This window comes from Kineococcus aridisoli (assembly GCF_050871885.1).
Lineage (GTDB): Bacteria > Actinomycetota > Actinomycetes > Actinomycetales > Kineococcaceae > Kineococcus.
Map to the genome: position 1 here is coordinate 19714 of NZ_JBJLSF010000062.1, position 9437 is coordinate 29150.

At 77.3% G+C, this 9437-nt stretch carries 9 protein-coding genes; 5 read left to right on the forward strand and 4 right to left on the reverse strand.

Annotated elements, in window-relative coordinates:
- Window positions 1-27: 27 nt before the first annotated feature.
- Window positions 28-1578, forward strand: coding sequence for a CCA tRNA nucleotidyltransferase (locus ACRYM2_RS16125; RefSeq protein WP_432523456.1), 1551 nt, complete (start codon window positions 28-30; stop codon window positions 1576-1578).
- 36 nt (window positions 1579-1614) lie between these two features.
- Here ACRYM2_RS16125 and ACRYM2_RS16130 read toward each other — a convergent pair whose 3' ends face one another.
- Complete coding sequence (locus ACRYM2_RS16130; protein ID WP_432523457.1) at window positions 1615-2274, reverse strand: PilZ domain-containing protein; 660 nt, start codon at window positions 2272-2274, stop codon at window positions 1615-1617.
- Window positions 2275-2478: 204 nt separating this feature from the next.
- Between ACRYM2_RS16130 and ACRYM2_RS16135 the strand changes: the two genes are divergently transcribed.
- Complete coding sequence (locus ACRYM2_RS16135; protein ID WP_432523458.1) at window positions 2479-3057, forward strand: hypothetical protein; 579 nt, start codon at window positions 2479-2481, stop codon at window positions 3055-3057.
- Between the two features lie 13 nt (window positions 3058-3070).
- On the opposite strand, the gene ACRYM2_RS16140 is transcribed toward ACRYM2_RS16135, so the two are convergent.
- Both ACRYM2_RS16140 and ACRYM2_RS16145 read right to left on the reverse strand, forming a co-directional pair.
- Entirely contained in the window at window positions 3071-3496 is a 426-nt protein-coding gene (locus tag ACRYM2_RS16140) for a ChaB family protein (protein ID WP_432523459.1), read from the reverse strand.
- A gap of 38 nt (window positions 3497-3534) precedes the next feature.
- Complete coding sequence (locus ACRYM2_RS16145; RefSeq protein ID WP_432523460.1) at window positions 3535-5079, reverse strand: MFS transporter; 1545 nt, start codon at window positions 5077-5079, stop codon at window positions 3535-3537.
- 77 nt (window positions 5080-5156) lie between these two features.
- Between ACRYM2_RS16145 and ACRYM2_RS16150 the strand changes: the two genes are divergently transcribed.
- Both ACRYM2_RS16150 and ACRYM2_RS16155 read left to right on the forward strand, forming a co-directional pair.
- Window positions 5157-5741, forward strand: coding sequence for a TetR/AcrR family transcriptional regulator (locus ACRYM2_RS16150; protein WP_432523461.1), 585 nt, complete (start codon window positions 5157-5159; stop codon window positions 5739-5741).
- 113 nt (window positions 5742-5854) lie between these two features.
- The gene (locus ACRYM2_RS16155; RefSeq protein ID WP_432523462.1) at window positions 5855-6973 is read left to right on the forward strand and encodes a GGDEF domain-containing protein; all 1119 of its coding nucleotides are present in this window, start codon (window positions 5855-5857) and stop codon (window positions 6971-6973) included.
- Here the strand turns inward: ACRYM2_RS16155 and ACRYM2_RS16160 are convergent.
- Entirely contained in the window at window positions 6925-8748 is a 1824-nt protein-coding gene (locus ACRYM2_RS16160) for an ABC transporter ATP-binding protein (protein ID WP_432523463.1), read from the reverse strand. The genes ACRYM2_RS16155 and ACRYM2_RS16160 overlap by 49 nt on opposite strands.
- Before the next feature lie 75 nt (window positions 8749-8823).
- Between ACRYM2_RS16160 and ACRYM2_RS16165 the strand changes: the two genes are divergently transcribed.
- Window positions 8824-9261 (forward strand): MarR family winged helix-turn-helix transcriptional regulator, encoded by a 438-nt coding sequence (locus ACRYM2_RS16165; protein ID WP_432523464.1) that lies wholly within the window; start codon window positions 8824-8826, stop codon window positions 9259-9261.
- Window positions 9262-9437: the final 176 nt, after the last annotated feature.

Genomic DNA, 9437 nt, shown 5'->3' on the forward strand with positions numbered 1-9437 from the left:
CGCCGGGCTCTGGCAGGCTTGGACCCCGTGCCGACCCCTGCTGGACCCCCCGCCGCACCCGAGGACCCGACCCGCGCGCTCGAGCTGGCGCTGGAGGAGGCGCGCGGGCGCGCCGTGCGCGCGCTCGAACCCGTCATGCCGCTGCTCGTCGACCTCGGCCGGGTCTTCGAGCGGGCGGGCTTCGAGCTGTCGCTGGTGGGCGGGCCGGTGCGCGACGCCTTCCTCGGCCGCCGCTCCGCCGACCTGGACTTCACCACCGACGCCCGCCCCGACGACACCGTCCGGCTGCTGCGGGCCTGGGGCGACGCGCACTGGGAGGTCGGGCGGGACTTCGGCACCATCGGCGCCCGCAAGGGGGACGTCGTCGTGGAGGTGACGACGTACCGCTCGGAGAGCTACGACCCGGCCTCGCGCAAGCCGGAGGTCTCCTACGGCGACGACCTCGTCGGCGACCTGTCGCGGCGCGACTTCACGGTCAACGCGATGGCGCTGCGGCTGCCGTCGCTGGACTTCGCCGACCCGCACGACGGGCTGACGGACCTGGCCGCGGGCCTGCTGCGCACCCCCGGCACGGCGGAGCGCTCCTTCTCCGACGACCCGCTGCGGATGATGCGCGCGGCGCGCTTCGCGGCGCAGCTGCGGGTGCGGGTGGCGCCGGAGGTCGTGGCGGCGATGGCGGCGATGGCGGACCGGATCGCCATCGTGTCCGCCGAGCGGGTGCGCACCGAGCTGGAGAAGCTCCTCGTGGCGGCCGACCCGGTGGCGGGGCTGCGGCTGCTGGTGGAGACGGGGCTGGCCGAGCACGTGCTGCCGGAGCTGCCGGCGCTGCAGCTGGAGATCGACGAGCACCACCGCCACAAGGACGTCTACGAGCACTCGCTGACGGTCCTGCAGCAGGCGATCGACCTGGAGGACGCCCCGGGCGCCCAGGGGCCGGAGGCGGTGCCGGGCCCGGACCTGCTGCTGCGGCTGGCGGCGCTGCTGCACGACGTCGGCAAGCCCCGCACCCGCCGCTTCGAGGAGGGCGGCGGGGTGAGCTTCCACCACCACGAGGTGGTGGGGGCCAAGATGGTCGCCAAGCGGCTGAAGGCGCTGCGCTTCGACGGCGACACCGTCAAGGCGGTGGCCCGGCTCACCGAGCTGCACCTGCGCTTCCACGGCTACGGCGACGGGGAGTGGACGGACTCGGCGGTGCGCCGCTACGTCACGGACGCGGGGCCGCTGCTGGGCCGGCTGCACAAGCTGACGCGCAGCGACTGCACGACCCGCAACGCGCGCAAGGCCAAGCGGCTGTCGGCGGCCTACGACGACCTGGAGGCGCGCATCGCGCGGCTGCGCGAGCAGGAGGAGCTGGACTCCATCCGCCCCGACCTGGACGGCACGCAGATCATGGCGCTGCTGGGCATCGGGCCCTCGCGCACGGTCGGCCGGGCCTACCAGCACCTGCTGGGCCTGCGGATGGAGCGCGGGCCGCTGGGGCCGCAGGAGGCCGAGCGGGAGCTGCGCGCCTGGTGGGCGCAGCAGCCGGAGTCCCGGCCCGCCGAACCCGCCGAGCCCGCCGAGCCCGCGGGCTCCTGACCGCTCGCCCCGCCGCGGTGGGGCGGGCGGTGGGGCTCAGGAGGTGCGGGTGCGGCGGGCGAGCTCGGTGAGGACGCTGCGCTCGAGGACCTGGGCGGCGCTCTCGTCGAGCTCGACGAACTTCACGACTGCCTCGCCGGTGCTCTCGTCCACGCGCAGCACCTCGCCGCGGGCGTGGACCTCCAGGCCCTCGCCGAGCTCGAGGTCGACGTCGACGGTGGTGCGCTCGCCGGGCAGCGCGGTGCCCTCCAGGCGCAGGCCGCTGCGGGAGAAGTCCACGGTGCGGGCGTCGGCGACGCCCTCGCTGGTCGTCAGGTGCACGGGCAGCGAGGCGGGGGCGCGCACGGCGCCGCGGCGGGTCTCCGCGGCGAGCAGCATGACGCCGGTGAGCGCCAGCTCGTCGGCGCGGTGGGCCTGCGCGACGGCCTGGAAGACGGCGTGCGGGACGACGGACTCGCCGTCGCCGGCCTCGGTGCTCACCCAGACGCGCTGGCCGTCGAGGGCCTCGACGGTCTGCGGCGCGGCGGCGACGTGGCTCGTGACGACGAGCCCGGCGGCCCCGGCGGTCCAGGAGCGCACGGTGGCGGTGTGCCAGGACGCCGACGCGCCGGTCTCGGCGGTCGTCGGCATGAGCGTGACCGTCGTGTCGATCGCCGGCCCGTCCGTCATGAGCAGGCTGCCCTGTGCAGCATCCATCCGTCGCTCCCTGGATCATCGCGATCGAGTGACCGCATGAATACGCTACGTCACAGCCGGGGAGCGCTCCATCCGAACGCCGCAGCTCGTCCCGCACCGCCGCCGGGCGGGCGGCTCGGCCATCCCCACCCGTCACTCCCGGCGCAGCAGCCCCACACCGCACCGACGGGGCACCCACCGGGCCGTCGGGGTTAGCGTCGTCCCGTGCCGATCGCCGTCCCGCTCGCGCTCCGCCCGTCCCGCCGCGCACCGCACCCGCCGGCCGACCCGGCGCTGGCCGCGTACCTCAACGAGCAGCTCGCCGCGGCGACCGGCCTGGGCGAGCAGCTGCGCCGCGCCGCGGGCCTGGAGGGGCTGCTGGCCGAGCGCACCACGCTGCTGCGGGTGCGCCGGGAGGTCGCCGCGGACCGCGCGGCCCTGCGCTCGGCGATGCGCCGCCTCGGCGCCCCCACGGACTGGGCCGTCGTCGGCGTCAGCTGGCTGTCGGCCTGCGCCGGTCGCCTGACGCCGCTGCTGCACCGGCTGCCCGTCGTCGAGCGGCTGCCGCTGCCCGCGGCGCACCCCTCCCGGGAGGCGGGCGTCGAGGCGCTGCTCGTGCTCGAGGACGTGCTCGGCGGCCTGCACCGCCGGGCCGTCGCGGCGCGCCTGCTCTCCCGCCTCGTGGCCGACGAGCCCGCCGAGTGGGCCCGCGCGCTGCGCGCGCTCGCCGAGCGCACCCGGGTGCAGCTGGCCGAGGTCGAGGCCGCGCACGAGCGGTGCGCGGCCGCGCTGCTGCGCCGCTGAGCGGCGGCCTGCCTCAGCGGCGCGCCCGCGCCGTGGCCCGGTCGTTGGCCTTGCGGATGCCCTCGACGAGCTCGGCCTTGGTCATCCGCGAGCGCCCCGGCACGCCGAGCTCGCGGGCGATCCGCAGCAGGTGCTCCTTGGAGGCGTGCTCGTCCACCCCGCCCGAGGAGCGGCGGTCGGTGTCCACCCCGCCCTCGGACTGCGGGTCCGAGGGGCCCTTGCGCCCGTCCTCCTTGGGCTGCCAGTGGTCGCCGACCTTCTCGTGGGTGTGCTTGACCGCGCCCCACGCGACCCGGTTGGCGCGCTGCTCGTCGTGGTAGGTCCCCTCGGCGGCGTCGTGCGCCTTCGCGAACGTGCGCTGCGCCTTCTCGTCCGAGCGCCGCAGGGTGCTCGGCAGCTCCTCCTCGACGGGCTCCCCGGACTTCGTCGTCTTCGGCACGACCCTCTCCTCCCGCGCGGCTGTCGTCCCCGCCGACGCTAGGCGCGCGCGGGCGCGGCCACACCCCGGGAGGGGCGCAGCGTGCGCCAGACCACCAGCGCCGCCCCCGCCGTCAGCACCGCGCCGGCGAGCGCGGTGGCGTCCAGGCCGGTGGTGAAGGCGTGCCGCGCGGACTCCAGCAGCGCCGCGCCGTCCGGCAGCCGGCCCGCGACCTCGACGGCCCCGCCGAGGGTCTCGCGGGCGGCGCCGGCCTGCTCGGCGGAGGCGCTCGCGGGCACCTGGACGCCGTTGCGGTAGACGGCGTTGAGCAGGCTGCCCAGGACGGTGGTGCCCAGCACCGCGCCGACCTCGTAGGCCGTCTCGGAGATCGCCGAGGCGGCGCCGGAGCGCTGCGCGGGCGCCGCCGACAGGATCGCGTCGTTGGTGAGCGTCTCGGCCAGGCCCGCGCCGGCGGAGAGCACGACGAAGGCCGCGGCCAGCTGCGCCGCCGCCGCCGCACCGGTGCCCGCGCCGAGGGTGGCGAGCACGGCGTAGCCCGCGGTGCCGAGCAGCAGGCCGGTGCACACGAGGACCTCCAGCCGCAGCCGCCGCGCCAGCCGCGCGGCCAGCAGGCCGCAGCCGAAGGCGGCGACGGCGCCGGGCAGCAGCACCAGGCCCGCCACCACCGGGCGCAGCCCCAGCACCAGCTGCAGGTGCTGGGAGACGGCGTAGAGCATGCCGGTCATCCCGCAGATGCTCATGAGGTTGGCCAGCACGGACGCGCGGAAGACGGGCAGCCGGAACAGGTCGACGTCCAGCAGGGGGTGCGCCAGCCGCAGCTGGCGGCGCACGAAGACGGCGGCGGCGCCCGCGCCGACCGCGAGCGTCAGCGCGGTCGTGGCGTCCGGGCCCTCGGAGGCGAGGTGCTTGACGCCGTGGACCAGGCCGGTGAGCGCGAGGACCGACAGCCCGACGCTGGCCAGGTCGATGCGCGCGGTGGAGCGCGTGCGGGACTCGTCGACGAACAGCGGGGCCAGCACGAGCAGCAGCACCATGAACGGCACGTTGAGCAGGAAGACCGAGCCCCACCAGAAGTGCTCCAGCAGCCAGCCGCCGACGATGGGGCCGAGCGCGCCGCCGGCCGCGAAGCCGCCCGCCCAGACCGCGAAGGCGGTCCGGCGCTGCTCGCGGTGGGTGAAGGTGCTCTTCAGCAGCGACAGCGTGGAGGGCATGAGGGTCGCGCCGGCGACGCCGAGCGCCACCCGCCCGGCGACGAGGGCCGCCGCGGAGGGCGCGAAGGCGGCCAGCGCGGAGACGACGCCGAAGGCGGCGCCGCCGACCAGCAGCAGCTTGCGGGCGCCGAAGCGGTCGCCGAGGCCGCCCATCGTCACCAGCAGGCCGGCGATGGCCAGCGAGTAGCCGTCGACGATCCACAGCAGCTGGGTGCCGCTGGGCGCCAGGGCGGTGCTGATCTCCGGCAGCGCGAAGCTCAGCACGGTCATGTCGACGGAGATCAGCAGCACCGGCAGCACGAGCACGGCGAGCGCGCCGCGCTGGCGGGCGGTGGTGCGCGGCGGGGTCTGCAGGGTGGCGGAGGGGTTCATCGTCTCGTTCCTCGGGAGCGGGTCACGAGGACTGTACCGTCCAGACGGTACAGCTGGCGAGTCGTTACCCTCCGCGGGTGACCCGAGACCCCGCCGCGACCCGTGACCGGCTGCTGGACGCCTTCGCCGAGCTCGTCGCCTCCACCGGGGCGCGCTCGGCGACGCTGGAGGCCGTCGCCGCCGCGGCCGGGGTCTCCAAGGGCGGGCTGCTCTACCACTTCGGCTCCAAGGACGCCCTCGTCGACGGCCTGCTCGGGCGGATGACCGCGCTCGCGGCCGACGACCTGGAGCGCATGCGCACCGCCCCCGAGGGCGCTGCCGAGTACTACGTGCGCACCTCCGCCGTCGAGGGCGGGGCGCTGAGCGCCGACGCGGCGCTCTCGCGCTCGATCATCGCGGCGCTGCGGCTGGCCCAGGAGGGCGACCAGCGGGCCGTGGCCGCGTACGCGGGGATGATCGGCGCCTGGCGCGAGGCCATCGAGGAGCAGGTCGGCGACCCGGTCCTGGCCCGCGTGCTCCAGCTCGTCGGGGACGGCCTGTGGGCCTCCTCGTCGATGGGCGTGCCGACCCCCGACCTCGCCGACGTCGTCGCCCGCGTGCGCGTCCTCGTCGAGGGCGCCCGGACCGCGGGCGCCAGCCGCCACGCCGACGGGCGCCCCTGAGCCACCCGATCGGCGCATCCGGCCCGCCCGGCGCGCTGCCGATCACTGCTCGAGGACGGATCCCGGCGCGGGCGCGGCGGGCTCGACGGGGACGACGGGCACGAGGAGGCGCGGTGCAGGTCCAGCAGGCGGGCCCGGGGGACCGGTCCGCGCGCAGCCTGCCCGACCCCGGCTGCGGCGTGCGGCTGGAGGAGCTGCTGGAGCTGGTGAGCGACTCCGTCGTCCGCATCGCCGCCGACGGCACCGTGCTCTCCCTCAACCCCGGTGCGCAGCGGCTGTTCGGCGTCGAGGCCGAGCAGGTGGTCGGCCGGCACGTGCGCTCCCTGAGCCGCTTCGAGGACACCGACGCCTTCCTGGAGGAGCTGGGCACCGCGCTGCGCGCGGGCCGCTCCTGGCGCGGCGTCGAGGTGCGGGTCACCACCCGCGCCGGTCGCGAGGTCGTCGTGGAGACCTCGGCCACGGCGCTGCGCGACGCCGCCGGCGGGTACGCGGGCGCGGTCGTCGTCAGCCGCGACGTCACCCCCGTGCGCGAGCTGGAGCAGTCGCTGCGCGCCGCCACGCGGGCGCTGCGCGAGCGCGCCACCCAGGCCGTGCAGGCCACCCGCCGCGACGCGCTCACCGGCGTCGCGGCCCGCAGCCTGCTGCAGGAGCGGCTGGCCGCGGCGCTGGCCCGCTGCGACGGCGAGGGCGGTGGCGGGGGCGACGGCGGGGGTGGCGAGGCGGGTGGCGGTGGCGGGGACGCCTCCGTGCACGTGCTGCTGGCCGACCTGGACGGCTTCCGCGCCGTCAACGACTCCTACGGCCTGGCCACCGGCGACGCCCTGCTCATCGCCTTCGCCGCGCACCTGCGCGCCGCGCTGCCGCCCAGCGCCACGGCGGGCCGGCTGGGCGCCGACGAGTTCGCCGTCGTGCTGCCCGGCGCCGGCGACGAGCAGGCCCGCCGCATCGCCGAGCAGGTGCGCGGCTGGTCGCCGCCGAGCCCGCTGCCCGCGCGCGGCCGCCGCTCCGAGGACGTGCCCGTGCGGGCCAGCGTGGGGCTCGTGCGGGCCACCGACGCCGAGTGCCGCTCGCCCTTCGACACCGGGGTGCGCGCGGTGCTGCTGCGCGCCGAGGAGGCCGTCCTGGCCGCCAAGCGCTCCGGCGCGACCGCACCCGCCGCGGAGCCCGCCGCAGAGCCCGCCGCTCAGGCGGGCTGGGAGCGGGCCTCGTCGGCGGCGACGAGCTCGGCGTAGCGCCCGCCGCGCGCCAGCAGTTCGGCGTGGGTGCCGCGCTCGGCGACGCGGCCGCGCTCGAGCACGACGATCTGGTCGGCCCCGCGCACGGTGGACAGCCGGTGCGCGATGGTGATGGTGGTGCGCCCGCTCGACAGCTCCTGCAGGGCGGAGGCCATCGCCTGCTCGGTGCGGGTGTCCAGCGCGGACGTCGCCTCGTCCAGCAGCAGCACCGGGGGGTCGCGCAGCACCGTGCGCGCCAGCGCGATGCGCTGCTTCTCCCCGCCGGAGAAGCGGTAGCCGCGCTCGCCGACCACGGTGTCGTAGCCGTCGGGCAGCGCCGAGAGCACGTCGTCGACCTGGGCGATCCGCGCGGCCCGGCGCAGCTCCTCGTCGGTGGCGTCGGGCTTGGCGAAGCGCAGGTTGTCGGCGACGCTGGCGTGCAGCAGGAAGGTCTCCTGGGTGACCACACCCACCGCGTCCGACAGCGAGCGCGCGGTGACCTCGCGCACGTCGGCGCCGTCGATGCGCACCGAGCCGGCGTCCACGTCGTACAGCCGCGCCAGCAGGTAGCCCAGCGTGGTCTTGCCGGAGCCGGTCGCGCCGACGACGGCCAGCGAGGTGCCGGCGGGGACGTCGAGGTCGATGCCGCTGACGGTGGGGCGCTCGGCGCCGGGGTAGGCGAACTCGACGCCGCGGAACTCCACGTGCCCGCGGGGGCGGCGCAGCTCGACCGCGCCCGGCCGCTCGACGACCTCCGGCGGGGTGTCCAGGTACTCGAAGACCCGCGCGAACAGCGCCATCGAGGCCTGCAGCCGCACGAGGATGCGCAGCAGCGCGCCCAGCGGGCGGAACAGCTGCCCCTGCAGGGTGACGAGCGCGACGAGGGTGCCGATGCTCAGGGCGCTGCCGGTGCCGCGCAGCCACCCGCCCAGCAGGTAGGTCAGCGCGGGCACGGCGGCCATGGTCAGCGTGATGAGCGACCACTGCCAGCGGCCGGCCATCTCCGAGCCGACCTCCAGGCGGGCCACGTCGTCGGACTGCCGGGTGAAGCGGCCGACGACCTCGGGGGTGCGCCCGGTGGTGCGGGTCAGCAGGATCCCGGAGATCGACAGCGTCTCCTCGACGGTCGCCGACATCTCGGCGAGCTGGCGCTGGCGGCGGCCGGTGATGCGCCGGCGCAGCCGGCCGACGCGGCGGTTCAGCCACACCGACAGGGGCAGCACGACGAAGGAGAACAGCGCCAGCCGCCAGTCCAGGGCGAGCATCGCGACGACGGTGACGACGACCGTCGCGACGTTGGAGACCAGGTCGGCGCCGGTGCTGGTGACGACGGTCTGCATGGCGCCGACGTCGTTGGCGATGCGCGACTGCACCTCGCCGGTGCGGGTGCGGGCGAAGAAGCCCAGCGACATCCGCTGCAGGTGCGCGTAGAGGGAGACCCGCAGCCCGTGCATGACGGCCTGCCCCACGCGGGTGGTCAGCAGGCCCTGGACGACGTCGAGCACGGTGCTGACGGCGGCGATGCCGACGAGGCCGGCGGCCAGCTGCGCGAGCAGGCGCAGGTCCTGCTCGGGCAGGGCCACGTCGACGACCTCGCGGATGAGGAAGGGCGCGGCGACGCCGGCGACGGCGGAGGCGCCGATGAGCACGGCGACGGCGCCGAGGGTGCGCAGGTGGGGGCGGAAGAGCCGCAGCACGCGCACCAGCTCGGCGCGGCTGGGGCGGTCGGCCTCGGCGTTCTCGGCCTTCGTCGGGCGGAAGGGGTCGCGGCTGGGGTCTCCGCGCACGGGCACCTCGATCCTCGCGGGCACCTCTCGGTGAGGAAGCCTCACGATGAGGGTACCTCAGCGTCCCGGTACGCTCACCCCGTGGACGCCGACCCGACCGAGCTCGTCGAGACCCTGCGCTCGGTGCAGTGGCGCCTGCGCCGCCACGCCCACGCCGACGTCGAGGACCTGGGCATCACCCCCGCCCAGGGGCGGGTCCTGCGCACCGTCGCGCGCAGCGCCGCCCCGCCGCGCATGGGCGAGGTCGCGGCGCAGCTGCACATCGCCCCCCGCTCCCTGACCGACCTCGTGGACCCGCTGGAGCAGGCCGGGCTGCTGCAGCGCCTGCCCGACCCCGACAACCGCCGCTCGCTGCTGCTGCGGGTGACCCCGCGCGGGGCCGACGTGCTCGGGGAGCTGCGCCGCCGCTCGCACCGCACCGCCGTCGGGGCGTTCGCCGTCCTGGCCCCGGACGAGCGCGCCACCCTGCTCGCGCTGCTGCGCCGCGTCGAGGAGGCGCTGCCCGCCCCGCCCCCCTGAGCCCCCTCCCCGGGTCGGGGGGGGGGGGGGGGGGGGGGGGGGGGGGGGCGGCGGGGGGGGGGGGGGGGGGGGGGGGGGGGGGGGGGGGGGGGGGGGGGGGGGGGGGGGGGGGGGGGGGGGGGGGGGGGGGGGGGGGGGGGGGGGGGGGGGGGGGGGGGGGGGGGGGGGGGGGGGGG